Genomic DNA, 25,533 nt, shown 5'->3' with positions numbered 1-25,533 from the left:
AGAGAGCGGAAATGCAGGATAGATCGGATGACAGTGTCGTGGAAAAGATGAACGCAGACGGCAACGCTGTTGCAAAAGCGAATGATCAGACCATTTTGTGCCATGTGGGGCGGGAGACGGATGCACACTACGGAGCGGTCAATACCCCCGTCTATCATGCGTCTACCATTCTGTTTCCGACGCTGGCGGCGCATGATGCAAAGCAGGACGCAAGGGTTCGCTATGGCCGGCGCGGCACGCCCACCCAGTTTTCACTGGAGGATGCCGTCAGTGCGCTTGAAGGCGCTGCCGGAACGGTCCTTACGCCCTCTGGTGCCATGGCGATATCGACGGCCCTTCTCGCCTTTGCCCGGGCAGGAGCGCACTATCTCATTCCCGACAATGTTTACGGGCCGTGCCGTCATTGCTGCACGGAGATACTCAAGCCGCTGGGTGTAGACGTCACCTACTATGACCCGGCAATCGGCGCAGGGATTGCCGATCTGATGACGCCCGCCACGCGGCTGATCTGGATGGAAGCGCCGGGCTCGCAGACATTCGAGATGTGCGATATCGGCGCCATTGCCCGGGTCGCTCGCGAGCGTGACGTCATTACGGTTATAGACAACACATGGGCCGCCGGCTTCTATCTGAAGCCGCTAGCGCTCGGCATCGACATCTCGCTCCAGGCGGGAACGAAATATCTGTCCGGTCACTCGGATGTCATGATGGGTACGCTTGCCTGTGCGTCGAACATTTTCCCGAGAATAAAGGACTTTGCCCAGCGTCTTGGCGTGTGTGTCGGTCCGGACGATGCGTATCTCGTAAACCGTGGCATGAGAACGCTTGCCGTGCGCATGCGCCAGCATAACGAGAGTGCCTTTCAGATTGCCTTGTGGCTGCAATCACGTCCCGAAGTGCTCAAGGTTCTGCACCCCGCACTTCCGGACGATCCCGGCCATTTTATCTGGAAAGAATATTTTACGGGTGCGTCTGGCCTTTTCGGCTTCATTCTCAAGCCCGTCGAGCGTTCCTGCCTCGCCAAGATGCTCGATGACATGAAGTATTTCGGCATGGGGGCAAGTTGGGGTGGTTATGAAAGCCTGCTGATCCCGACCAACCCGGCACCGCTGCGGACGGCGACCGCGTGGCGCCCGGAAGGACAGTCAATGCGCATTCACGTCGGACTTGAAGATACGGCTGATCTTATTGCCGATCTGGAAGCCGGTTTCGAGCGTCTTGCCGCCGCGGAGCGCAAATTGGCGAACTCCATGAGGAGGACGTTGTGAAGTATTCCGACAACGGGCGTATCGGCGTTGTCCTGCCAAGCGGGATCATGGCGCTGGAAAGGGAATTCGCCCGCCACATGCTCTTCGGATTCACTGCAAACTACAGCCGGATTACACTCCCCGTCAGCAGTTCCAACTCTGCCTCCCTTTGGGGAGCGCTGGCAAGAATGGATGCACCGCTGGCTTCGGCTGGAGCCGGTTCGTTGTTTTCCGGGTGACAAGTTCAGGAATTCCGAACGCCGGGAAGCCGCCCGAAAGTGGCGGCAACCGATACCAGCGCCGCTGGTCCAATTCATCGTGAACAGCAGCGCACTTCATTTCCAGAGGGTATATATATGAACAAAGGTAACGCACGTTTGGCCGTCGATATCGGCGGTACGTTTACGGACATCGTCCTCGATACTGGCACAGGTACATTCGTTTCCGGCAAATATCTTACCACCCATGCTGCGCCCGAAAAGGCGGTGCTGGCCGGCATAGGTGATCTCATCGGCAAAAGCGGCGTAAAGCCGGAAGACATCCGGCTCGTCGTACACGGGACTACGCTCGCCACGAATGCGCTGATCGAACGCAAGGGGGCAAAAGTCGCCCTGATCACGACGGAAGGTTTTCGGGATTCGCTCGAAATCGCCTATGAGCATCGGTTCGAGGTGTCGGATCTTCACATGGTCCGTCCTGCCCCGCTCGTTCCGCGCAATCTGCGTCTGGAAGTCAAGGAACGCTTGGCGGCCGATGGCTCGGTTCTTATTGCTTTAGATGAACAATCCGTGCGCGATCTCGTGCCCCTGCTTGTCGCGGAGGAAATCGAGGCTGTCGCGGTCTGCTTCCTGCACAGCTATGCGAATGGCGATCATGAAAGGCGGGCCGGCGAGATCCTGCGGGAAGCGCTTCCGGACATGCGCATCACCCTGTCGCACGATATCTGCCCCGAGATCCGCGAGTTTGAGCGTGGCTCGACTGCCTGCGCTAACGCCTATGTGCAGCCCATCATGGAAAGCTATCTGCAACGCCTCGCTCAAGGTGTCGCAGCCATCGGCATTCCGGGCCATGTCATGCTGATGATGTCGAGCGGTGGCCTCACCAGCCTTGAAGTTGCTTGCCGTCAGCCCATAAAGCTCGTGGAATCGGGGCCTGCCGGTGGTGCTGTTCTGGCGGCCCACATCGCCACGACGCTCGGCATTGATGATGCCATCGCGTTCGATATGGGCGGGACAACCGCGAAGCTGGTGCTTATCGACCACGGTATGCCGCATCACAGCCGACATCTGGAGGTCGCGCGAGCCTATCGCTTTCTCAAGGGCAGCGGCATGCCATTGCGGGTGCCAGTCATAGATCTGGTCGAGATCGGCGCCGGCGGTGGCTCTCTCGGACATGTGGATGCGTTGGGGCGTGTGGCCGTAGGGCCTGAAAGCGCCGGATCGGAACCGGGGCCGGCATCCTATGGGCGTGGCGGTACCAAACCAGCGGTGACAGATGCCGACCTGATCCTTGGCCGTATCGACACCGCCAGTTTTGCCGGCGGCAGTATTCGTCTCGATATGCCGGCGGCCGAAAAGGCGCTTCTCGATGGTGTTGGTTCGGCGACCGGTATGGATGTACGCACCAGCGCTATCGCGATCGCAGAGGTTGTTGACGAGAACATGGCCAACGCCGCCCGGGTTCACGCGACCGACAACGGCGCAGAACTGGAAGGGCGGACGATGATTGCATTCGGCGGCGCCGCGCCGATGCATGCTGCGCGCATTGCTCAGAAGCTCGGCATCGACAAGGTTATCATCCCGAAGGGTGCCGGTGTTGGCTCCGCTCATGGCTTCCTGTTGGCGCCGGTGGCATATGAGGCTGTCCGCACACGGCTGGTGCCGCTGGCTGGTCTGGATGCCATTACGGCCGGCTCCATCCTTGCGGAAATGCGTACCGAGGCGGAAAATTTCGTTCGACTAGGAGCGGGGAAGGATGCGCCGCTTCGGCAGGACGTTTCCGTCTACATGCGTTATCGGGGGCAGGGGCACGAAGTCGCTGTATCTCTTCCCGAAGGACTTCTCGAAACCGAGGGCCAATCCGGCATCAGGCGTCTTTTCGAGGCGGAGTATCATCGTCATTTCGGCCGGATCATCCCGCGGATGGAAATCGAATGCCTGACCTGGACGCTGACCGTTTCGGCCGTCGCCGAAATACCGGTCATTGCCGAGAGCACGAACGCCGTTGCGCAGCCCGCATCGCCATCGGGAACGCAGACGATGGTCGATCTCGCCGCCATGAAAGATTTCGAAGGGGCGATCTTCCAGCGTTCCGGGCTTTCCACCGGTGCGACGTTGGCCGGACCCGCGGTCATCGCCGAAGCTGAGACAAATACCGCCGTTCCGCTGGGGTTCAGCGCCACGGTCGATCGTTGGGGTAATATCGTGATGCAGAACCAGAGGGATGGACAATGACCACTGCAACCAGAGACATACAGCTGCAAGTCATCTGGAGCCGGCTTATTGCTGCCGTCGAGGAGCAGGCCCGAAGCCTGATCAGGGCTGGCTTCAGCACCTCCACCCGTGAGGCGGGGGACGTGTCGGCCGGTGTTTTCAACGTCCGAGGTGAAATGCTGGCACAGGCTGTAACCGGCACGCCCGGTCACATCAACTCGATGGCACGCTCGGTACGGCATTTCCTCACCGAGTATCCAATCGAAACCATGGCCGAGGGTGACGTCTTCATCACCAACGATCCATGGAAGGCCACCGGCCACCTTTCCGACCTTTCGGTTGTGACGCCGATTTACCGGGCGGGCAAACCTGTCGCGCTTTTCGCTTGCACGACCCATGTCGTCGATATCGGTGGCAACGGTCCATCGCCGGAATCACGCGACGTCTATGGTGAGGGGTTGTTTATCCCCATCATGAAGATCGCCGAGCGTGGCGAAATGAATGAGCATCTCCTCAAGATTGTCCGGGCCAACGTCAAGGAACCAGTGCAGGTCGAAGGCGACATATTCGCACTCGTATCGTGCAACGAGATCGGCGGACGTCGTCTTCAAAAAATCATGGATGAGTACGGTCTCGAGGATCTCGAGGAAACCGGAAAGGCCATTCTGACACGTAGCCACAAGGCGATGATGGATGCGATCGCCAAGCTGCCGCGCGGAACCTGGCGGAACCATATGCGCATTGACGGCTATGAAGCGCCTATCGATCTTCACGCCGCCGTGACGGTGGATGAGATCGGTGTTCATATCGATCTCGATGGAACGTCGCCGGCGTCACGTTTCGGCATCAATTGCCCGATGTGCTATACGGAAGCTTATGCTGCGTTCGGCGTCAAATGCCTGGTTGCGCCATCCTTGCCGAACAATGCGGCGACCCTTGGGTGCATTACCGTCACGGCACCCGAGGACTGCATTGCCAACGCGTCCTTCCCGCGTCCTGTCGTCGCCCGTTCCACCATCGGCATGTTCCTGCCAGATCTCGTGTTCGGATGCTTCGAGCAGGCATTGGATGATTTCGTGCCCGCTGAAAGCACGGGAACCCTGTGGAACGTGCGCCTTGGCGCGGCGGCCCACGGCCAACAGCGCGGTTTCATGGTCACGACTTTTCACAGCGGCGGGGCCGGCGCCCGACCCCGGATCGATGGCCTTTCTGCCACGCCATTTCCGTCGGGCATTCGCAACGTTCCGGTAGAAGTCACGGAAGCGATCACATCGCTCGTGATCTGGAAGAAAGAACTTCGGCAGGATTCAGGTGGCGCTGGCCGGCAGCGGGGAGGGCTTGGTCAGACGATGGTTATCGGCAACCGCGCCGAGGCCCCGTTGACCCTTTACGCGCGCTATGAACGTGTCGAAAACCCTGCGAAGGGTCGTAAGGGCGGGCTTCCTGGCGGGCTTGGCCGGTTGACCCTGGGCTCCGGGGCAAAGGTCAAGGCGAAGGGCATTCAAATCATTCCCGAACACGATCGGCTTGTGATCGACATGCCCGGTGGTGGTGGCTATGGCCGTGCGGAAGAGCGGGATCCGGCAAGCGTGGTTGAAGACGTTCGTCTCGGTTATGTGACGGCGGACAATGCTCTGAACCTCTACAAAGTCGTTGTCGACGGTTCCGGAGCACTTGATGGAGAGGCGACCGCGTTGCTGCGTGCCACTGGCTGAAGAACCTGCCGACGGGCCTTATGCCCGTCGGCTCTCCCTGTCACCTTGAGAGCGAATCCTTCGATGTCCTTAGCTGTGACTGCGGCCTTGGCCGATGATATTGCTCATATTCGGGAAAATCCGCCATCCAGATCGGGATTGGAGCGCGCGCAGGCAGCGTTTCTGGATACGATCGGGGTCATGATCGCTGGCGGCAGTGAACCAGCCGTCGCTCTATTGGCGGATACGCTTATGAAACTGGGGGAGAACCCACACGGTCAGTCGGCGGGATTACTGCTTGATGCGACTGCGGCGCATGTCCTCGATTTTGATGACGTTGCGTTCGGTGGACACGTCTCCGCCATTCTGGTTCCCTCTATTCTAAGGGCGGCGACGGACAGGGGGGTGTCGGGTATCGATATGTTGCTCGCCTATGCCGCCGGTTATGAAGCCTGGTCAGAGATCGCATCACGCGAGAAGGTCATGTATCATGCGAGAGGATTGCACCCGACCGGCTTGCTCGGGCCGATCGCGTCAGCCGCTGCCTGTTCCGTACTCTTTCGGCTCGATACGTGCCAGACATCGATGGCGCTGGCTATTGCCGCGTCACAAGGCGCTGGGCTGACTGCAAATTTCGGTACGATGACAAAGCCGTTTCATGCCGGGCGGGCGGCCCAGGCCGGTTTTCTCGCCGCATGCCTCGCACAAAACGGCTTCACTGCGGCTCCTGACGGACTTGAGAGTTTTCTCTCCAGCTATTCGCCAGGAGGTGACATCGATCGCGAACGCCCGCTCAACCGGGCAAGCGGCGCATGGATGCTCGAGCGTATTCCGCCAAGTGTAAAGCAGTATCCAGTCTGTTACGCCGGTCACCGCGCCATTGATGCGTCGATCGAGTTGGCGCAAGTTCATCCGCTATCGCTTGCGGACATCGTGTCCATTGACGTTCTGATCAGCGACAGGCATTCGAAGACACTCCGCTACAGTAAACCGAAGACCGCGTCCGAAGCCCGTTTTTCTCTGGAATTCTTTGTTGCGTCGGCTTTGTCGCATAATTGGGTTGGACTGTCCGATGTCGATGACGCCAATTTGACGGATGAGACGCTTCAGCAATTAATGGCCAAGATCACGCGGCGCATTTCCGACGACATCGATCCTGTCCTTGATGGTTTTGCCCGTTACGATCAGGTTGCCGTATGCCTCAGCGACGGTCAACGGCTGATCAGCGCCCCTGTTTCAAGGGCTCTCGGGCATGCGGAACGTCCTCTGGATCTTGCCCACATACGTACAAAATTCGAGGATTGCCTCGCCTATGCCGGCCGGTCGAGCGACGCCGAAGCCCTTTTTTCAGTCGTAGCAACGCTTGCCGACAGCACGGAGGGGACACTCTTGTCTGCTCCGTGGGTCACGGGGAGGGGGTTATGAGTAGATTGCCTGTCGCCACGCGGTCAATCGGTGTCGGGCCCGGAATGGGTGCCGAGCATGATCAACATACGATGTCGCTGGGAATCACGCACATGTTGCCGGACGATACGCTCCGCCGTTTCACCGTCCCGCTTCGATAAGGCGGCCATGATCGATGCGTGTTGCTCATGGGCGATGACCGCCCGATCCCCCTCGTGAAGAAGGCTCGGCAGAAGCGACATGGTTATGGACAACTGGTTGAGGCTGCGCAGAAGATAGCGATTATGTGCAGCCAGCGTCAGAAGATGATGGAAGTTGCGGTTGATGTCCGAAAGCTTGGACGGATTGTCAAGAAAACGTCCTTCCGCTTCCACGAGATTGGCGAGTGTCGCCAATTCGGTGTCGCTGGCGCTCTGGGCCGTCAGACGCGCCGCCGCGCCTTCAAGGATCTCCCGCATCGTGTAGAGCTCGACAATCTGTTGGTGGCTCAGATCCGTCACGATGAGCCCTCGCCGAGGTTCGTTCGTCAAAAGACCATCAGCCTCCAGACGGGCGATCGCTTCGCGGATGGGCGTACGCGACACGCCAAAGCGTGCGGCGAGTTCCGCTTCTGTCACTCGTTCGCCAATTGAAAGCTGACCATCCTGAATAGCCGAACGAACTCGCTCGTATGCGTCCCGTGCAAGGTCGCGAACACTGGACGTGTCCTTCTTCTCCGCCTTTTTTCCCACCATCTCGACGTTGTGTTCCCTGTTGCGTAGTTTTACATGCCCGCGCGCGAGTCAGCTTTCGGCTAAAGCCTATTAGGCGAGTATTGTATAATATACAATCTTACCCGGTTTGGGATCTTGTGCCTATGTCTGCTCAGGAAATGTGCGGGGCAATCGTTCTTTTGAAACTCGGACGCTCCGCCAGACGGCCGAGGTAGTCACCGAGATTCCGTAGCTCCGGTTTAGGGAAGGGAATAAGGAACCACCGCGCTACAGCCGGGCCGGAGGCAATATCAGCCAGCGTGAAATTGTCCCCTGCCATAAACTGTGAAGTTGATAGCTGGGCGTCAAAGGCTGTAAAGGCCGCTATCGCTGCGGGCATCAGTGCTTCGGCCGCCGATCTGTTGTCCTTCAGGCTTTTCCTCACCCTGCCCAGGGCAGGGACGAGTGCAGTGGCGCTCCAGTCCATCCATTGATCGATATGCGCACGTTCCCCGGCCGCTTGCGGCCAAAGAGCGGTTGCCCCGTATCGCTCGGCAAGATAGCGGAGAATTGCATTCGATTCCCAAACGATCGTACCGTCGTCGTCGATCGTCGGAACCTTCCCGTGGGGATTGATCGCCAGATATTCCGGCCGGTCGTTGCCGCCATGACGGCCACCGCAAAGGATATGTTCGAAATCCGCTCCTATTTCGTCAAGAAGCCAGAACACCTTGGCGGAGTTGGATGAATCAGGTCTGCCATAAATTTTCAACATGCCGTCTCTCCCAAAGAGGAAAACTGTGTCCGCACATTTGCAATAATGAATGCAGATGTATACTATTGTTTCCAAATTGCAAGGATGCGTTTGCGGAAGATAGCGAACCGGCCGACAGCGCAGAGCCATCGCATTGACCGCACGGAATGGAGACGGAAGTGAACCTCGCGAAAATCTGGACTTTTGGGCTAACGGCAGTGGTATCCACTCTGGGCGGTTATCTGTTTTCCCTTGCTCACATTCCGCTGGCCTGGATGATCGGTGCGATGGTCGCGAGTGCGATGCTCTCATGGGTACGCCCGGCGGCCTTACCCTTGCGCACGCGGCCTGTGGCGTTGATGGTGTTGGGTGCCAGCTTCGGTCTTGGGTTCACGCAACCGGTTCTGATGGCGGTTCTGGCGGCACTTCCGGCCGTTATTCTGGCCGGCGTACTGATCATTGTTTCCGGTCTCCTGATGGCTCGGGTTTTCGCGACCTTCGCCGGCATTGATAGCAAAACGGGATACTTCTGCGCGGTTCCCGGCGGCGTCACGGTCATGCCGGTACTGGCGGAGCGCAGCGGTCTGCCGGTCGCGCCTGTCACGCTTGCCCAGACAATTCGTATGGTGGTTGTGGTTCTGACTTTCCCGCCCTTGATGGTTCTGTTCGGGCAGCCGGGAAATCAAACCATTTTTCACGCGGAGAAGCTCGCGGTCCACGTTCCGCAGTTACTTATGCTCCTTGCAGCAAGCCTCGCCGCCGCCCTTGCGCTGCATCGATTGCGCATCGCCAATCCCTGGATGCTGGGCCCTTTGTTTTTCTCGATGGCAATCACTGCCTTTTGGCACGCACCCTCCGGTGTGCCACACTGGATGATCAATGTTGCACAGGTCGGGATGGGGTCAACTTTGGGGGTCAAGCTCACACGACCGTTCCTGATGAGTTCGACCCGGCTGGTCTATGCTTCCCTTGCATCAACCCTTCTTCTGAGCGCATTGCTGAGTACGCTCGCCATCGCTCTGGCATTTTTGTGGGCGTTGCCGCCGGAAGCCGTAATACTGGGCATGGCTCCGGGCGGTACACCGGAAATGGTCGTCACAGCCGCCACCCTTGATGTCGCCGTGCCGTTAGTGCTTGGCTTTCATCTTATCAGGATGCTCATCAGCAATCTGTTGATCGAGCCGCTTTGGACGATTTCAGAACGGCTCCGCGTGAACTGAAATGAATTGGAAGGGCATTGCTGAAACGACCGCGGCTACAACTTCCATCACGAGGTTGTTCCATAACATAGATTACGCGATTATTCTGTGTCGCTGCAAAGTTGAAGTGTCCTGTTTCTGCAAGGTTGGAATGGCACACTCCCCGGCTCTGAAAGATGCCTGGGAGATCGCAGGTGGGATTGATAGCGATGAGCGAGCGCGATGTGCAAGGGATCGCGGCTTTGTCGAAAGTCACGGCTGAGCATTGACGATATTGGCCGGAACACCTGGTCGCTGGCGAAGGGCAGGCCAAAGCGGACGATAGAATGTGGTCGATCGTTCGTTATGCCCATTTACAAACATACATGAATGTTTATAGATGGCGCATTCGTTCAGGAGGCTGAAATGCGCCGAAGCAAGCAGGACGCGGAACAAACCCGTATCGACATTCTCGATGCGGCCGAGCAGATGTTTTGCACGCAAGGCGTTGCTTCCGCCACGCTGGAGAAGATTTCGCGGGCCGCCGGGGTCACGCGGGGCGCCCTCTACTGGCACTTCAAGGACAAGCTGGATCTGCTTCGGGCGCTGCACGAGCGCAGCCTGACGCCGGAGGAAGTCCTCATTCGCAATGCAGCCACCCAGGGACATGACGACCCGCTCGGACTTCTGGAACAAGCTGCGGTCGATATGCTCCTGAATTTCGAACAGGACGAACGCCAGCAGCGCATGTTCGTGATCATGAACTCCCACGCGATCGATGACGAGGCTGCGGCCTGGCAGCGGGAAGTGAACGCCGATCTGTTTCGAACTCTGGCGATGCTGGCCACGCAGGCTCAGGCCCTCGGCAGGCTTGCGCCGGATCTCACGCCCGATGAAGCGGCCATCATGATGATCGCGAGCATGGGAGGCCTTCTCAATGAATGGCTGCGCACAGGCAAGACCTTTGGCCTTTCGGCTGTCGGCATCAAGCTTCTTGCGCAGCAAATGGCGTTCATCCGCGCCGCACCAGCCACAAGCGCTTAATCGGTGAACATCAATCGCGCAAAAATGATAAAGTTCTGAAACAGCATTTCTTACTGTCTGCCGTACACCGTTTCTCCCGCCCCTATCCAGACTATGAACAGGTCAAGCCATGACACATTATCCGCGACATGCCACACTGCGCGCCTCCCTTGCGGCCCTTGCATTGGGTCTTTCCCCGTTCGCGGTGATGGCACAGCAAATGCCCACACCAAGCGTGACCGTCATGAAGGCGCAGATGGGTGAGCACACGTTGACCACCCGCCTGCCCGGCCGCATCAAGGCTTCGACCGTTGCCGAAGTGCGCCCGCAGGTTTCGGGGATTATCAAGCAGCGCCTGTTCGAGGAAGGCAGCCGGGTGGAAGCCGGTCAGCCTCTTTATAAAATAGAGGACGAAAGCTACTCGGCGGCGGTGGCGGCGGCGAAGGCTTCCGTGTTGCAGGCCCAGGCCAATTACGATCTGGCTATCATCGAGGCCGACCGCTCGGTTGAACTGTTCTCCACGAAAGCCGTTTCGGCTGCCAACCGTGACAAGGCAGTTGCCACGCGCGATGCGGCGGCGGCGGCCTTGCAGGCAGCGCGCGCGCAGCTTACCACTGCCGAAATTGATCTGGACCGCACCACCATCCGCGCCCCGGTCTCCGGCGTGATCGGCCTTTCCACCACCAATACAGGTTCTCTGGTCGGCGCGCAGCAGACTGCGGCGCTGACGACGATCCGGGTGCTGAACCCGGTCTATGTCGACGTGACGCAATCGGCGAACGATCTAATGCGCTGGAACGGCGGCGGCCAGATGCAGGATTATATCCGCTCGGCCGAGGCGACCATGATCCTTCCGGACGGCAAGTCCTTCGGCCCCAAGGGCCAGCTCAAGGCCGCCGAGCCGCAGGTTGAACCGACGACCGGCATGGTGACGTTGCGCATCAGCTTCGCCAACCCGGATTTCACGCTTCTTCCCGGTCTTTATGTCGAGGTTGAAATGCCTCAGGCCGCCGAAAAGAACGCTATCCTTGTGCCGCAGAGCGTCGTGATGCGCGATGTACGCGGCGGCGCCAGCGTCTGGGTCGTGGATGGCGGCAAGATCGCCGTGCGTGCGGTGACGATTCTGGGTGCATCCGGCAACAATTGGATCGTGACTTCGGGTCTGAACGCCGGTGATCAGGTCGTCACCTCAGGCTTCCAGAAGGCCCAGCCGGGCGCAGAAGTCCAGATCGCGCCCGCTGAACCGGCACCGGCGGCTGGCCCGAAGGAAGGAAACTGATCCATGGCGCGTTATTTCATCAACCGCCCCATCTTCGCGTGGGTGCTGGCCATCATCGTGATGGCGGTCGGGGTGCTGTCGATCCTTCGGCTGCCGATTTCGCAATATCCGTCGATTGCCGGTCCGTCGATCGTGATCGGCGCGACCTATCCCGGCGCTTCAGCGGAGACCGTTGCCGATACGGTCGTGCAGATCATCGAGAAGGAAATGACCGGGCTGGATGGCCTGCGCTATATCAACTCGTCAACGACCTCCACGGGTCGCGCCACGATCACCCTCACCTTCCGTCTGGGTACGGACCCTGACATTGCCCAGGTGCAGGTGCAAAACAAGCTGGCGCAGGCCGAAGCTGGGTTGCCCGAAACCGTGACACGCCAAGGTGTGACAGTCGAAAAGTCGGCCACCGGCTTTTTGATGGTCGTCGGCCTTGTTTCGGATGACGGGGCGCGTAGCAATATCGATCTCGCCGATTACCTCAGCTCAAGCATGGTGGAGCCGATCTCGCGCCTTACCGGCGTCGGCAAGGTCGAGGTTTTCGGTTCGGAATACGCCATGCGGATCTGGCTCGATCCGCAGAAACTGAAATATTACAATCTTTCGCCATCGACGGTCGTCGCGGCCGTGCAGGCGCAGAATGCGCAGATCTCCGCCGGTTCCTTCGGCGCGATGCCGGCGCCCGCCGGTCAGATGCTGAACGCCACCATCACGGCGCAATCGCTGCTGAAGACGCCGGAGGACTTCGAGCGTATCGTTCTGAGAGCCGATACCGATGGCGGCCTCGTTCTGTTGCGTGATGTGGCACGCGCCGAACTTGGCACCGAGAACTACGAAATCGCAAGTTACTACAACACCAAACCCGCATCGGGCATGGCGGTGCAGCTCGCCTCCGGCGCCAATGCGCTGGAGACGGCCAAGATCGTCAAGGCAAAGGTGGAAGAGCTCGCAAAGACGCTACCTGCCGGCGTGAGCTACGTTATTCCCTATGACACGACGCCTTTCGTGCTGATCTCCATCGAAGCCGTGGTGCAGACGCTTATCGAAGCGATGATCCTCGTCTTTGTGGTTATGCTGGTGTTCCTGCATAACTTCCGGGCGACCCTCATTCCCACCATGGCGGTGCCGGTCGTGCTTCTCGGCACGTTTGGCATCATGGCCGGGCTCGGTTACTCCATCAATACGCTGACCATGCTGGCCATGGTGCTGGCCATCGGTCTTCTCGTCGATGATGCCATCGTCGTGGTGGAGAATGTCGAGCGCATCATGCACGACGAACATCTAGGCGCAAAGGAAGCGACCGAAAAGTCGATGGACGAAATTTCCGGCGCACTCATCGGCATTGCCATGGTCGTTTCCGCCGTATTCGTGCCGATGGCTTTCTTCGGCGGGTCGACGGGTGAAATGTACAAGCAGTTCGCTGTCACCATCGTTTCGGCGATGGGGCTTTCGGTGATGGTTGCGCTCGTCTTCACGCCGGCGCTTTGTGCCACCATGCTGAAGCCGCATGCCCATCGCGAAAAGCGTCAGGGCATGTTGTCGAAGCTCGGTTCCGGCTTCTCGAACCTCTTTGAACGCAATTTCGGCCACCTCACCTCGGGATATTCGGCGCTGGTGCGACGGGTTACCGCCGGACCGTTGCGCATGTTGATCGTCTATGCGCTGATCGTGGGTGGCATGGCTTTCCTTTATCAGCGCACACCGACCTCCTTCCTTCCCGACGAAGACCAGGGGGCGATTTTCACCATCGTCCAGCTTCCTTCCGGAGCGACGGCCGAGGCGACTGAAGAGGTGTTGCGCAAGGTGGAAAACTACTGGCAGACGGCTGAGGCGGCCAATGTCGAGTCCGTCTTCTCCGTTCGGGGCTTTTCCTTCTCCGGTCAGGGCCAGAACATGGGCATGATGTTCGTGAAGCTGAAGGACTGGAGCCAGCGGAAATCACCGGATGCGACGACGCAGGCTGTCGCCGGGCGCGCCTTCGGGCCGCTCATGGGCGGTATTCGCGAAGCAATCGTCGTGCCCTTCGCTCCGCCGGCAGTGATGGAACTCGGCAACTCCAACGGCTTCACCGCTTATCTTCAGGCGACGGGCGGCAAGACGCATGAAGAACTGCTTCAGGCGCGCAACATGCTGCTTGGCATGGCGGCACAGAGCCCGCTTTTGACGGCTGTGCGTCCCAACGGTGTGGAGGATGCACCGCAGTTTCGTCTGAACATCGACTGGGCCAAGGCCGGTGCTGTCGGCCTCACGGCAGCGGATGTCGGTACTTTCCTCAACACGATCTGGTCCAGTGCCTACGTCAATGACTTCCTCTATGAAGGCCGCGTGAAGCGCGTTTTCGTGCAGGGCGAGCCTGCGGCACGCTCGACACCGGAGGATATGGCGCTGTGGCGCGTCCAGAATGCCAACGGTGATTTTGTTGACTTCTCCACCTTTGCCACCCAGGAATGGGTCTATGGCCCGCAGCAGGTAACGCGTTACGACGCCCTGCCCGCCATGGGTATCGACGGTTCGGCTGCTGCTGGTTACACGTCGGGCGAGGCAATTGCCGCGATGGAAGAACTGGCCCAAAAGCTGCCACCCGGCTTCCAGTTGCAATGGACCGGCATGTCGTTGGAAGAAAAGGAAGCTGGCGCCGGTGCCATGGCGCTTTACGGCCTGGCTCTGGCCGCCGTTTTCCTCTGCCTTGCAGCGCTTTATGAAAGCTGGACCATCCCGATGGCCGTGCTGATGGCCATGCCGGTCGGTATCCTCGGCGCACTGATCGGCGCATGGGTCGGCGGCCAGTCCAACGGGGTCTACTTCCAGGTGGGCTTGCTGACGGTCGTCGGTCTTACCGGCAAGAACGGCATCATGATCGTGGAATTTGCCCGTGAACGCATGACAATGCTCGGCGAAACGGCGGTGGAAGCGGTGCGCGAAGCGGCACGGCTGCGCTTCCGTCCCATCCTGATGACATCGCTTGCCTTCGGCCTCGGGGTCGTGCCGCTCGTGCTGTCTTCGGGTGCTGGCGCCGGAGCGCGTGAGGCGATCGGTTACGCCACGCTCTTCGGCACCATCACGGGAACGCTGCTCGCGATCTTCTTCGTGCCGGTGTTCTTTGTGCTGATCAACCGCCTGTTCTCACGCCGCAACGCTTCGACCTGATTACAAACAAGACAGCCGCCGAAGGGGTTAATACCCCTTCGGCGGCTGAATGCGTTTTGAACGATGAAGCCGTCAGGCGACGACGGTTTCTTCCTGTACGTCATCGAGCAGGAAATGCACGATGACGTATTTCAGCGCGGGGTTGATCTCTGCGCCCGGAGCGGCTTCCGCGACGCCGCCATCGGCTGGGTGCCAGCGATGATAATGCGGATTGTTGGTCACGAGCGTGATCGCCTTGCCAGCGAACTTGCCGCCGAGACGATAACGGGTTTCGGCGAGCGGCCAGACCCGTTCGAAATCGGCCTGTGACAGGCGAACCCTCAACGCCTTGCGGTGGGTGGCCTTTCCATGCGTGCCCTCGTCGCGAATGGCGGCTGGAATTTCCAGTTCCACCACTTCGGCCCCATCCAGAAGACCGGCGAATTCTTCAGGCCAATACCGTTTCATGAATCACTCCTCCCAGGCTTTTCGTTGACTTACAAGAACAATCTAGCGCGTTTGTTGCGGGAAGCAACGCGCCAGAACGCCGCTGACGCTTTTCAACTCTTTGGCCTGCTTTCGTCGCTGCGATCGCTTTTCTTCGAAATGCTGATGTGGTGGAAACTAAAATTTGACAACTGCAGTCAAATTCTCTATAGGTCACCTATCGATATTTTCTTGCTGAGCTTTGGTTATTGCGCGATTAGCACCGCGTCCTGAACGAACCCTCCCTTTAAAGCATCGTTTTCGTCATCCGCTGCGCTCTCGCGTTGCGGTCCTCTCTATTGCTATAAAAGGAGTTCATCATGAACACTGGCACAGTTAAGTGGTTCAACGCCACCAAGGGCTTCGGCTTCATTCAACCTGACAACGGCGGCGCTGATGCGTTCGTTCACATTTCTGCCGTCGAGCGCTCTGGAATGCGCGAAATCGTCGAAGGCCAGAAGCTGAGCTACGAACTGGAGCGCGACCAGAAGTCGGGCAAGATGTCGGCCTGCAAGCTTCAGGCTGCCTGATATGGTATCTGCTCTTCTTTGACCACGGATGTACTGGCACTGTTAAGAGCATGAGACCAAGCGAGGTCAGGCAATCTGCCTGGCCTTTTTTTTGTTCCCGGACGACAGAACGCCGATCACGGTGACTGTGATCCCCAACCGGACCAGAGATTTGAGAAACATCATAAATAAAGAACTTTCCGACCGTCGCGGCACTTCTGCCGAGGCGAAGGCCGCGCTATTGCAGGCCTATCGCGCTGCCAAGGAAGCGGCGGAACCAGGCAGAGAAGCCCGTCAGCCGAACGTGTTGCAATTGCCGAGGCTCGCGAACTACGACGCAGCGAACGCGCGCAGGTGAAACTCGAAGAACAGAACCGCGCCGCTGTTGAAGAGGCCGCACGGATTGCTGCCATTGCCGCAGCGGCCCACGCCGAAGCGGAGGCTCGAGACGTTGCCGACAGGAGCCGCATCGCCCGCGTTCTTGAAGACGAAGCGGCACGCAAGGCGGAACGTGACCGCCGCTATGCCAACCGCAAGGCACGCCAGGCCTGAAGACGGGTCTTTACGGGGGAACCCTTCGTCCGGCGTTGAATGCGCCAGGCCGATATGTCGCACATCAAGTCGGAGACGGCGCTGTTCATGCGCCATCTCCAATAGGCATCAGGCCTCGATACGCTTGAGTTGCGCCACGTCCTGATCGATTTTCTGCATCATGCCGCGCTGCGAGTTGACCATCATCTCGACATCGGCCATCGCGCCATTGATTTTCTCGAAACCTGCGAAGACGTCACCGAGTTGGTGCGCGATCTCGTCATAACCATCCTTCGCGGCCACGAGCCGGCTTTCCGATTGACGAATGTTCTGGCCGAGAAAGCCCAGCCCGGCCTCGATCTGCGCCAACGCCTCGCGGCTGCGGTCGAGTGTGGATTTCGTCGTACCGGCCAGCGTGCGGACTTCATTCGCCACCACGGCGAAGGATCGGCCAGCCTCGCCCGCCCGCGCCGCCTCGATGGTGGCGTTGAGTGAAAGCAGGTTGGTCTGCATGGTGATCTTGTCGATCACCTCGACGATCTCGTTCAGTTGGCGCGTTGTTCCCGCCACCTTCTGGAATTCGTCATCGAGAAGCCCGGCCTGAGCGGATGACGAAACCGCCGTGATGCGAGCTTCCATGTCCTTTCGAATGCCCTGAACGCTGCCGCGGGCTTCATTGGTCCGCCCGACGACCTGGTCGAGCTGCGAAGCAAGCTGTGAAGACTGTCCGAGGAAGCCAATCAGACGATTGATGAGCTTGTTGCGCAGGCCATTGATGATCTGCTGCTGTCGCAGACGGGACTGCGAGAAGAAGCCGGCGAACCGCGCGTAGTGAATCGGAAAATCATCGATGTAATGATCGTGGAACTCGACGCCGTCCGGCACGCGAAAGAACACAAGTGCGGTCAGCGTCTGGTTCACGTTAATGCCGAACAGCTCACCGAATGTGGAGAAGCCTGCTGCGGGCATCTGCCACATGCCATCGAGACCGTTCAATTCGCGATCGTTGCCAAGCCGGCGCAGGATGCAGTCATTGATGATCGCACCGATTGGCTCCGGCTTGCCGCGCATGAATGAGGCGAAATCCTGCCGCGTCTGTTGCGCAAAATCCGTCGCCTTCACGAGATGAAGTTCGTCGCCGGGGTTTACGTCACAATAGAAGCTGATCGTACCGCTTTCGAGATCGATACCGCTGACGGAACGCACGAAAAGCTCGTTATCCATGCGCACTGCGAAGGTGTAACCGGTCAGACGGGCCGAAAGCTCAGCGGGGTGACAGCGCAGCAATCTGCACAGCGCCGTGGTGACGGGAACCACCTCAAGCGTTTCGGCATCGACGGCGGCTGTCACCTTGCGGGTTTCCGGGCAGGCCTCGACAACAACAAGCGTGTTGCCGGTCGCCACGAAGTTCTGGCTCTTGAGAACGCCGAAGCGCACGTCATTGCGAACTTTCGCGAAGACGACCAGCGCGTGGTTCTGCAGGACGCGGCTACCATCGAAAATACCGGTGAACTTGAAATCAAGCTTGCCGCCTGCAGAGCCGCCAATGAACAGGCACGGGAAACTCCGTGATTCATAGACGGCTTCCATGAAGTAGTTTTCCGAGGCCGACAGGCCGTCGACGAGCGTGATCGCAACCGTGTTCTCCGCCTTGAGCGGGAAAGGCAAGCGGATGCGGCGAAGATGGCCGACAATTTCAGCAATACGGGTTTCATGCGTCTTGGACGGCCGCCCCGAGCGAATGTCTTCATTAGCCAGCGGCACCGCCTGAATGGAGAGCTGTTCGAAGATATCGGCGCCGAATACCTGCACCACCACATTGTCCCAGGTGCCGGAGGCCGGGCAATAGACATGATCCTTGCCGCCCTGACCGGTGTCGCACAACTCGCCCGAGGTTGTCGTGGCAACGAAAGGCGCACCGCCGCACAACCGCCGCAGCTTGTCGCAGGTCGCCGCGAAATCGATATGGGGTGAAATATAAGCGAGAACCAGCGACGCCGGTCGCCCATTCACGAACGCAAACCCGTCAGGCAAATCCGCAAGCCGGGAATTTGTACGGAACACCTTGATGTCGGCTTCCCGATAAATCGCTTCCGGCTCAGGGCCGGTGGGTTCAGCGCGCCAGGCCGTTTCCGGCTCGGCATAGGGAGACCCGGCGGTCGTGCTCATGGCATGGACTTCCGCAATTTCGGCTTGCGCATTTCTTTTTCTAAACTTGAACAAAGGAGTTCCTCCCTCCGCTTTCCCAAGCTTTATTCGCAAGATGCTAATGTTTGTTTAAATCATTACCCCAAATTAACATCCGGAACACAGAATTGGGACTTGCCAATTATCAAGAAAGACATCGTTTTCGACGTTATCACTCCCGATCGTTCGCTTGATCCGGAAATACCTGACTAAACGGCATCGCGTCGCCAGCGATTACTGTGCCGCTCCCAGGGTTGAATGATCATGTGTTCAACAAGAAGCATCACCCCGACAAAGGCCAGCGAATAGACGAGAACATGCGCCGTCTGGAACTGCTGAAAATAGAGATGGATGCGAAAGCCCACCCCGTTAGAGCGACCGAGAAACTCGACAACCAGCACGATCTTCCAGATGACCGAAATGCCGTTTCGCGCGGAGATCGCAAGCCAGGGCGCCAGTTGCGGCAGCACGATATGACGGAGCCGCGTTCTTCTTGAAAGACGTGAAACAGTGGTGAGATCGTCCAGCGCCGGATCGAAGGCGCGCACGCCCTGCCGGATGGTGACGAGAACCATGGCCGTCTTGTTCAAGGTTACGGCCGTAATGGCCGCGACCTCGTTCAGCCCGATCCACAGGTAACACAGCACAATCAGCACCAGCGCCGGCAGATTCAGGAACACCGTGACCCAGGGATCGAACCAGCGATCCAGCGCGTGCCAGCGCCCAAGCACGATGCCGAGAACGCTTCCAGCCACCATGGCCAGTGCGAAGGCGACAACCACACGCAGCAGCGTCGCCGCAAGCTCGTGCGGCAACCGCCCGGAAAGCGTTTCCGTAACCGCCACCCGCCACACTTCCAGCGGGCCGGGCAGAACCATGGCATCCGCCTTGAACGCGGCCAGTGCCGCCCAGCACGCCACCAGCGCCACAAGCGACAGGGTGAACACGACAGGGGATGGCCGGTCCTTGCGGTGGCGTTCGATCATAAGCTCCTCCACCTGCATGATAACGACGCTTTCAGTCTTCGCGCTTCGCGACCTTGGTCGTATTGGCGCTCTTGCCTGGCTGGCGCAGGTTTCGAGGCGGGAGGAACTGCGATGGGGAGGAGATTGGCGCGCTGGATCGCTCTGGTCTTGGCCGTGCTTGCGCTTGCATCAGGCGTGGCGGCCGAGCCTCTGTCTCGCGCCAAGCTGCAGGAAATGATCGTGCCGCCCTATGCGCTGGGCGAACCGGTGAACGACAAGGGTGTCTGGACCCTGCTTAATTCCGGCGGCGCTGAGGCCGGCTATGTTTTCGAAACCGGGCCGCTGGCCCCCCTGCCCGGCTTTTCCGGTGCGCCGATCAACATGCTGGTGACGATCGACCGCGATGCCCGGTTCATCGATGTCAGGCTCGTTTCCCACAACGAGCCCATCTTCGTATCCGGTCTCGGCGAAGCACCCTTTCGCGCCTTCCTCGAACAATATCGCGGCCATTCGATCCGTGAGCCCATGGTGGTGGGAACGCCCTATGGCAATGCCGGCGGCGGCTCCGATCTCGTCTATCTCGATGGGGTGACGAAGGCGACTGCCTCAGTCCGGATCGCGCACGAATCCATTCTCGCGGCGACGCTTGCCGTGGCAAGAGAGAAGATGCAAGGCGTTTCCGCTGGCCCGCCGGTGAAGCCGGACCCTGCCGTGGATATTGCACTCGATTGGCCGGCTTTGGTTGAACGCGGGCTGGCCCGGCATCTGCGGGTCACCAATAGCGAGCTCGACAAGGCCTTTGCGGGCACGCTCTGGGCCCACGACGATCCCGATGCGAAGGCCGAACCGGATGGTCTCTATCTCGATCTGTGGGCAGTCGATATTGGCCCGCCATCGGCGGCGCGGGCTGTTCTGTCCGCCGAGAGCTTTGCCGACCTCCAGCGTTTCCTGCAGGTATCGCCGAATGACGAGCCGGTTCTGGTGATCGATGCGGGGCGTCATGGTCTGGTATCGGAGAGTTTCGTGCGCAACACCGCGCCTGACCGGCTTTCGGCGATGCAGGATGGTCTTCCGGTGGCACTGAGAGACTCCGATCTTCTCTTCCAGCGTCGTCCCGATGTGCCGGAAGGTACGGCGATGATCCTCAGGATTGACCGTCGGCTGGGCTTCGACCCGACCCGGGAATGGACGCTCTCCGCGCAGGCGGTGCGCCTGCATGGGATGCTGCAGCCGGAAGCGGGGTCCGCCCATTTCACGCTCGCTCTTTCCGCCGACGCCAGCTTCTTTACCCGTCCGGCCCAACCAGTGGCGCGGCCGGCCTGGCTCGATGCGCTTGCCGCCCGCAAGCTGGACCTTGCCGCCCTCGCCGTTTTCCTTCCACTGTTGATGCTGGCTCTTGGGCCGGGCATGCACCGCCTTTCGCAACCGCAGACGATCCGCTGGGTGCGACCCGCCATCCTCGCCATCGTGATCGTTTTTGTCGGCTGGTGGGGACAGGGCCAGCTTTCGATCGTCACCGCGCTTGCCGTTCTGCGCAGCGCCACCGGCGGCGGCGGCCTTGCAGTCCTGCTCTACGACCCCTTTTCACTTGCGATATGGGCCGCGGCTCTCATCGGTTTCGTTTTCTGGGGACGCGGGCTGTTCTGTGGCTGGCTCTGTCCCTTCGGTGCCATGCAGGAGTTTGCCCACAAACTCGGGCGGTTACTGCACTTGCCGGAGTGGAACCCCTCCCCGCGCTGGGATCGACGCCTGAAGCTGGGCGCCTACCTTGCCCTGGGCGGACTCTTCGTCGTTGCCTTCTTCCTCCCCGAACAGGCAGAGAAAGCGGCGGAAATCGAACCCTTCAAGACCGCAGTCACAACGATCTTCCGGCGCGAATGGTATTTCGTGGCCTATGCGCTGTTCTGGCTTGGTCTCGGCATGGTCACGTTCAAGGGCTTTTGTCGCTATCTCTGCCCGTTGGGCGCATTGATGGCGATTGGCGGCGTGTTGCGTCTGCGCAAGTGGATACCCCGGCGGGCACAGTGCGGTTCACCCTGCCAACTCTGCAAGGTGCGTTGTCGCTATGCCGCCATTCGCCCGACCGGTGAGGTCGCCTATTCCGAATGTTTCCAGTGCCTCGATTGCGTGACGATTCATGACGACAAGCGCCAGTGCGTACCGCTGGTTCTGGCCGCCAGGAAGCAGAGGGCTACCGAAAGTGGAGTGAGGGCATGAAACGCAGACGGTTTCTCATGATTGCCGCCTCGCTTGCCATGGCAGGGCATGCGCGGGCGGAACGAACGGTCTGGCAGGCCGATGCGCTGGGCGACAAGGTCAGCGTCGACCTGCGCGGGCCCCGCTCTCTCGCCGCAGACGCCATCCGTGCAATTGCTGCGATCATCGAGGAGGTGGAAGCCGCGGCAAGCCTGTTCCGGCACGATTCCGCAACGACGAGACTGAACGCGACCGGTAAATTGGACGCACCGCCGCCTGCATTGCTGGATCTCGTTGCGCTGTCGGACCGGCTTCACCGGGAGACTGCCGGCGTCTTCGATCCCACCGTTCAGGCTCTGTGGAAAGCACTGGCCGAACGGCGGGATACTGTTGCACCCCGCGCGTCCATCGGCTGGAACAGGATTGTTTGTCGCGATACGATCACACTTGCGCACGGCCAGATGTTGACCTTCAACGGTATCGCGCAGGGCTATGCCGCAGACCGCGTGCGCAACCTGCTGCGTGAAGCCGGTTACCGTCAGGTCCTTGTCGATATGGGTGAGTTTGCCGCCATCGGCGGGCCGTTCCGGCTGGGTGTGGAAGATCCGACACTCGGACTTGTCAGCACTCTGCCGCTTGAAAACGCGGCCGTGGCGACGTCCAGTCCTGGTGCAATGCGGCTCGGGAATGAGGCCTTCCACATTCTGGGGTCCCATGGCGAACAGCCGCTCTGGTCGACGGTTTCGGTGGTGGCAGACAGTGCGGCCATCGCGGATGGTCTTTCGACCGCATTCTGCCTGATGCCAGGGGAAGCGATCCGCGCGACGCTTGCGCGGATGCCGGAGGTCGCTGGGGTGACCGCTGTCAGCACAGCCGGTGAGGTCGAAACCTTTTGATTTGGCTCACCGCTGCGGCGGCGCGAACGTCAGGCCGTAATCGGCGAAAATCTTCGCGATGCGCCCATCTGCCAGCGCCTTTTCGATGGCCATGTCCACGGTGTAGCCAAGATCCTTATGCTGAAAGTTGACGCCGACGCCGACCGTCCATTTGCCGCGCGCAAAGCCCACAAGCGGGGGCTCATGTACTTTCAAACCGGCCTCGGGGTGGCGGACAAGCCCGTCCTCGAGCTGCGCGCGAGGCCCCATCGCGGCGAGCGTTTCCCCGGATGCCAGCGCATCCATGGCAGCACCGGCAGATTTGTAGCGATGGATTTTCGGCACTGAGCCGATCAGCGAGGTCAGATAGAAATCAGCGATGGAATCGTTTTCGACGGCGACCGGATCGACCCTGAAATAGGGCGGCGTCGGCCCCTTTTCCGGATATTCCTCACCTTTGTAGGCAATAGCGACGCTTTCGATCGCATACTGGCCCGTGAACGTAACCTGCTCGATGCGACAGACGAGTTCGCTGTCATAGGGAACATGCAGCATGACATCGCTGACATGACCGCCGATCACCGCACCTTTCCAGACGTAGTTCAGGAGGTCTGCTTCCAGGTTTTCACCGGCCGCAACCAATCGGAAACGCGGCTCGACACCGAGGTCGGCGGCGATCAGCCTGGCGATTTCGACGTCGACGCCCTTTGCCTTGCCCTTCTCTTCGTAGGACCATGGCCGGTAATCCTCGTAAAGCGCGAATTCGATCCAGCCGTCCTCAATGATGCGGTCGAGTTTTCGTCCGACATCCTGTGCAAAGGTATTCTGCGGTTTGGGCTGGGGAACATGCCCCTCGCAACGCGCGTAGGCGCCCGCTGGAAACAGCAGGGCGCCCATCGCGACCAAGGAAAGAAAGCGGTTGACCATGCGCTTACTGCGTTGCCGAGAGGCCGACGGTCAGAACTTCGCCCGCCTTTTTCCAGGTTTCCGGTTGATCGGACAGCAGGCGGGCGGCCTCGTAGGCGACGCTATCGGCCACAGGGGCACCGGAGGCGGTCTTCACTTCCGCGGCGATCGTTTCAAGCTCTTTTTTCAGCGCGGCGGTATCGGCGACCTTGCCGCTGGCAAGTTCATCGCGAATTTCGTGCAGGCGCTTGGCGTGGGCATCAAGCGCGCCGTCTTCCGGGCGTGTCTCGATGTAGGTTCGGATAGCCCACGCAGCCTTCTGGCCGAGAATGTCGCCGAACGCCGGCATCTTGGTCGTGCCGTCCTGCGTATAGCCGTGGCGGAAACGCTCGACGAACCATTCGTCACCGTATTCCGCCGCTTCGAGAAGGCGGAGATCAGGGGCGAGACCGCCCGAGACGGCGCCGAGCCCGTGACAGCGGGCACAGTTCTGGTTGAAGCCCGACGAACCGATTTCCACGGCCTTCAGCCATACTTCATGGCCGGCCTTGTCCTCGCGGTATGGGTTTGAGGTGAGCCATTCCTCGCCAACCGCTGGCAGGGCGTCGGTGTTGACTGGCTGGGGGGCGACATCGCCATGGGCGACCACCACAGTTGCCGTCGCGAGAACGGCAAAAATGGACAGGCCGACGCGGATCATCTTGGCGGACATGATGCTGTTTCCTCCCTGCATTTCCATCCCGCTGTCATTTAGATTTTTTGACATGTGCAAAGATATTCGACCTACGTCCTGCCGGTGTATGGCACCAAGGTCGTATTTTCGGCCTGGTGCACCCAAGCCTATCTTCACAACCGGGAGGAGATAAAATGCCGGAAGCCTTTGCAAAAAGGCGTTTTTCCGCGTGCCTTGCGGTCTGCACGATGCTCGTTGCGGGACCGGCGGCGGCGGAAATCGCCATTCCCATGACCTATCTGCGGCAGGAGGTGGAAGCGCCGCCGGTGCTCTCCAATCTCGATCCCATTCCGGAAGATCGCGGCGTGGCGGGAGCGAAGGTCGCGTTGAAAGACACGAAGACCACCGGCAAGTTTCTGGGCCATGAGTACAGTCTGGATGTCGTCTCCATCGAACCGGGCGGCGATCTGGCGAATGCAGCACGCAAGGCGCTTGCCAAATCCCGCATCCTGTTTCTCGACGCCCCGGCGGATGCGCTGCTGTCGATCGCCGATCTGCCCGAGGCAAAGGAGGCGCTTCTTTTCAACGTCAGCACCGGCGAGAGGCGGTTACGGGATGCGGACTGCCGCGCCAACCTGCTCCACACCATGCCGGAAGACGCGATGCGGACCGATGCGCTGATGCAGGTTCTGAAGGCCCGGCGCTGGACGAAAACGGCGCTTGTCATCGGCCCCAAGCCGCAGGACGTCGCTTTCGCGGAAACGCTGAAGGCTTCCGCCGCCAAGTTCGGCGTCAATATCCTGGCCGAGAAGAACTGGACCTTCAACACGGATCTCAGGCGGGCGGCGGGGCAGGAAATCCCGCTCTTTACACAGGATCTGCCCGATCACGATGTGCTTCTCATCGCCGATGAAGCGGATGATTTCGCCCGCTATGTCCAGGACAACACATGGCTGCCGCGCCCTGTCGCCGGTTCCGACGGGCTGCGCGGCGAAGGCTGGGCACCGGTTCTGGAGCAATGGGCGGCCGTGCAGCTTCAGCAACGCTTTGAGAAAGATACCAAACGAGAAATGGGCACCCGCGACTATGCTGCATGGACGGCGCTGCGCACCATCGGCGAGGCGGTGACCCGGACAAACTCCGCCGATCCCAAGGTGTTGCGTAGTTATATCTTTTCGGATGCCTTCGCGCTTGATGGCTTCAAGGGGCGCAGCCTGAGCTATCGGAGCTGGAACGGCCAGTTGCGACAGCCCATGCCGGTAGTCAACGCACGAGCGCTCGTCGAACTGACGCCGCTCGACGGCTATCTGCACCAGACCAATGAAATGGACACGCTCGGCCTCGACCGGCCGGAGTCCCGATGCAAGGCTTTCGGAGGATGA

At 59.8% G+C, this 25,533-nt stretch carries 20 protein-coding genes and 1 pseudogene; 14 read left to right on the top strand and 7 right to left on the bottom strand.

Translation table 11 applies throughout. From position 1 onward, the window contains the following. The first annotated feature begins 11 nt into the window (after window positions 1–11). The 5 genes from metC to GGQ66_RS14870 all read left to right on the top strand — a co-directional run bounded on the left by metC (window position 12) and on the right by GGQ66_RS14870 (window position 6,798). Entirely contained in the window at window positions 12–1,268 is a 1,257-nt protein-coding gene (metC, locus tag GGQ66_RS14890; RefSeq protein ID WP_237358939.1) for a cystathionine beta-lyase, read from the top strand. Next, entirely contained in the window at window positions 1,265–1,486 is a 222-nt protein-coding gene (locus GGQ66_RS14885; RefSeq protein WP_183793521.1) for a hypothetical protein, read from the top strand. The genes metC and GGQ66_RS14885 overlap by 4 nt, the downstream gene beginning before the upstream one ends. Window positions 1,487–1,603: 117 nt before the next feature. Beyond that, window positions 1,604–3,700, top strand: coding sequence for a hydantoinase/oxoprolinase family protein (locus GGQ66_RS14880; RefSeq protein WP_183793520.1), 2,097 nt, complete (start codon window positions 1,604–1,606; stop codon window positions 3,698–3,700). Next, window positions 3,697–5,394 (top strand): hydantoinase B/oxoprolinase family protein, encoded by a 1,698-nt coding sequence (locus tag GGQ66_RS14875; protein WP_183793519.1) that lies wholly within the window; start codon window positions 3,697–3,699, stop codon window positions 5,392–5,394. The genes GGQ66_RS14880 and GGQ66_RS14875 overlap by 4 nt, the downstream gene beginning before the upstream one ends. Before the next feature lie 63 nt (window positions 5,395–5,457). Beyond that, entirely contained in the window at window positions 5,458–6,798 is a 1,341-nt protein-coding gene (locus GGQ66_RS14870; protein WP_183793518.1) for an MmgE/PrpD family protein, read from the top strand. 23 nt (window positions 6,799–6,821) lie between these two features. Here GGQ66_RS14870 and GGQ66_RS14865 read toward each other — a convergent pair whose 3' ends face one another. Together GGQ66_RS14865 and GGQ66_RS14860 are read right to left on the bottom strand one after the other, a co-directional pair. After that, a complete protein-coding gene (locus GGQ66_RS14865; protein ID WP_183793517.1) occupies window positions 6,822–7,511 on the bottom strand; it encodes a GntR family transcriptional regulator in 690 nt (229 codons plus the stop codon). A gap of 130 nt (window positions 7,512–7,641) precedes the next feature. After that, window positions 7,642–8,244, bottom strand: a complete 603-nt coding sequence (locus GGQ66_RS14860; RefSeq protein WP_183793516.1) for a glutathione S-transferase family protein — start codon at window positions 8,242–8,244, stop codon at window positions 7,642–7,644. A gap of 158 nt (window positions 8,245–8,402) precedes the next feature. Here GGQ66_RS14860 and GGQ66_RS14855 point away from each other — a divergent pair, with 158 nt between their 5' ends. The 4 genes from GGQ66_RS14855 (at window position 8,403) to GGQ66_RS14840 (ending at window position 14,844) form a co-directional block, all read left to right on the top strand. Next, window positions 8,403–9,443 carry an AbrB family transcriptional regulator gene (locus tag GGQ66_RS14855; protein WP_183793515.1) on the top strand — a complete coding sequence of 347 codons (1,041 nt, stop codon included), beginning with the start codon at window positions 8,403–8,405 and terminating at the stop codon, window positions 9,441–9,443. A gap of 384 nt (window positions 9,444–9,827) precedes the next feature. After that, the gene (locus tag GGQ66_RS14850) at window positions 9,828–10,445 is read left to right on the top strand and encodes a TetR family transcriptional regulator (protein ID WP_183793514.1); all 618 of its coding nucleotides are present in this window, start codon (window positions 9,828–9,830) and stop codon (window positions 10,443–10,445) included. Between the two features lie 109 nt (window positions 10,446–10,554). Further along, entirely contained in the window at window positions 10,555–11,703 is a 1,149-nt protein-coding gene (locus GGQ66_RS14845) for an efflux RND transporter periplasmic adaptor subunit (protein WP_183793513.1), read from the top strand. A gap of 3 nt (window positions 11,704–11,706) precedes the next feature. Further along, a complete protein-coding gene (locus tag GGQ66_RS14840; protein WP_183793512.1) occupies window positions 11,707–14,844 on the top strand; it encodes an efflux RND transporter permease subunit in 3,138 nt (1,045 codons plus the stop codon). Window positions 14,845–14,916: 72 nt separating this feature from the next. On the opposite strand, the gene GGQ66_RS14835 is transcribed toward GGQ66_RS14840, so the two are convergent. After that, entirely contained in the window at window positions 14,917–15,291 is a 375-nt protein-coding gene (locus tag GGQ66_RS14835; protein ID WP_183793511.1) for a hypothetical protein, read from the bottom strand. A gap of 338 nt (window positions 15,292–15,629) precedes the next feature. On the opposite strand from GGQ66_RS14835, the gene GGQ66_RS14830 reads away from it, so the two are divergent. Then, complete coding sequence (locus tag GGQ66_RS14830; RefSeq protein ID WP_183793510.1) at window positions 15,630–15,839, top strand: cold-shock protein; 210 nt, start codon at window positions 15,630–15,632, stop codon at window positions 15,837–15,839. A gap of 151 nt (window positions 15,840–15,990) precedes the next feature. Then, a pseudogene (locus GGQ66_RS14825) lies at window positions 15,991–16,370 on the top strand (DUF6481 family protein). Window positions 16,371–16,478: 108 nt separating this feature from the next. Here the strand turns inward: GGQ66_RS14825 and GGQ66_RS14820 are convergent. Both GGQ66_RS14820 and GGQ66_RS14815 read right to left on the bottom strand, forming a co-directional pair. Then, window positions 16,479–18,518 carry a methyl-accepting chemotaxis protein gene (locus GGQ66_RS14820; RefSeq protein WP_183793509.1) on the bottom strand — a complete coding sequence of 680 codons (2,040 nt, stop codon included), beginning with the start codon at window positions 18,516–18,518 and terminating at the stop codon, window positions 16,479–16,481. 227 nt (window positions 18,519–18,745) lie between these two features. Then, window positions 18,746–19,522 carry an ABC transporter permease gene (locus GGQ66_RS14815; protein WP_183793508.1) on the bottom strand — a complete coding sequence of 259 codons (777 nt, stop codon included), beginning with the start codon at window positions 19,520–19,522 and terminating at the stop codon, window positions 18,746–18,748. A 111-nt stretch (window positions 19,523–19,633) separates the two neighbouring features. Between GGQ66_RS14815 and GGQ66_RS14810 the strand changes: the two genes are divergently transcribed. Both GGQ66_RS14810 and GGQ66_RS14805 read left to right on the top strand, forming a co-directional pair. Then, window positions 19,634–21,718 carry a 4Fe-4S binding protein gene (locus tag GGQ66_RS14810; RefSeq protein ID WP_183793507.1) on the top strand — a complete coding sequence of 695 codons (2,085 nt, stop codon included), beginning with the start codon at window positions 19,634–19,636 and terminating at the stop codon, window positions 21,716–21,718. Next, entirely contained in the window at window positions 21,715–22,593 is an 879-nt protein-coding gene (locus GGQ66_RS14805; protein ID WP_183793506.1) for an FAD:protein FMN transferase, read from the top strand. The genes GGQ66_RS14810 and GGQ66_RS14805 overlap by 4 nt, the downstream gene beginning before the upstream one ends. A 6-nt stretch (window positions 22,594–22,599) precedes the next feature. Here GGQ66_RS14805 and GGQ66_RS14800 read toward each other — a convergent pair whose 3' ends face one another. Together GGQ66_RS14800 and pedF are read right to left on the bottom strand one after the other, a co-directional pair. After that, the gene (locus GGQ66_RS14800) at window positions 22,600–23,499 is read right to left on the bottom strand and encodes a substrate-binding periplasmic protein (RefSeq protein WP_183793505.1); all 900 of its coding nucleotides are present in this window, start codon (window positions 23,497–23,499) and stop codon (window positions 22,600–22,602) included. A 4-nt stretch (window positions 23,500–23,503) separates the two neighbouring features. Then, window positions 23,504–24,190 carry a cytochrome c-550 PedF gene (pedF, locus tag GGQ66_RS14795; RefSeq protein ID WP_183793504.1) on the bottom strand — a complete coding sequence of 229 codons (687 nt, stop codon included), beginning with the start codon at window positions 24,188–24,190 and terminating at the stop codon, window positions 23,504–23,506. Between the two features lie 155 nt (window positions 24,191–24,345). On the opposite strand from pedF, the gene GGQ66_RS14790 reads away from it, so the two are divergent. Next, entirely contained in the window at window positions 24,346–25,533 is a 1,188-nt protein-coding gene (locus GGQ66_RS14790; RefSeq protein WP_183793503.1) for a lanthanide ABC transporter ABC transporter substrate-binding protein PedA1, read from the top strand.

It is taken from the genome of Allorhizobium borbori, from assembly GCF_014196535.1.
Lineage (GTDB): Bacteria > Pseudomonadota > Alphaproteobacteria > Rhizobiales > Rhizobiaceae > Ectorhizobium > Ectorhizobium borbori.
This window is presented reverse-complemented; position numbering and strand designations above follow the sequence as displayed.